At 52.0% G+C, this 404-nt stretch carries 1 protein-coding gene; it reads left to right on the forward strand.

The window, feature by feature from the left end; genetic code table 11:
- A partial coding sequence (locus QEH52_RS20950; protein ID WP_308952778.1) for a hypothetical protein occupies positions 1 to 404 on the forward strand: 404 nt, incomplete at both ends.

Here is a 404-nt window from a genome sequence, read left to right on the forward strand (position 1 = left end):
GTGTTGAGTTTTGATGGTGGCAGTTCAAGTGTGACTGATCTGCAGCCACAGCGCTGGCATTATTACCGCATAGAAGTTCCTGAAACGGTAGGCGGCGAGGCGGTCTTAGGCTGGGAGTTGCGGGTGAAGGACTGGGTCGGTGGGAATCCTTCTTTGGTCGTGCGGCGTGCGCAAGTGCCGGATAGCGTCAATACCTATCCCAATAGTAGTTGGCCCTATACTTCGAACACTTGGAATGCTGGCTACCAGATGGGGATTAGTGGTGACGGCTGGACGAGTGACGGTAATACCGGTCAATATGCACTCGATACGGTAGACCGTGTTTTGAGTATGTCAATGGGCAGCCCTTTGGAGCCTGGGACGTATTATGTCGGCATTTATAATCAGAGTTCTAGTGAAGCTTG

Origin of the sequence: Thalassobacterium maritimum (assembly GCF_031127805.1) — a bacterium.
Classification (GTDB): domain Bacteria; phylum Verrucomicrobiota; class Verrucomicrobiia; order Opitutales; family Coraliomargaritaceae; genus Thalassobacterium; species Thalassobacterium maritimum.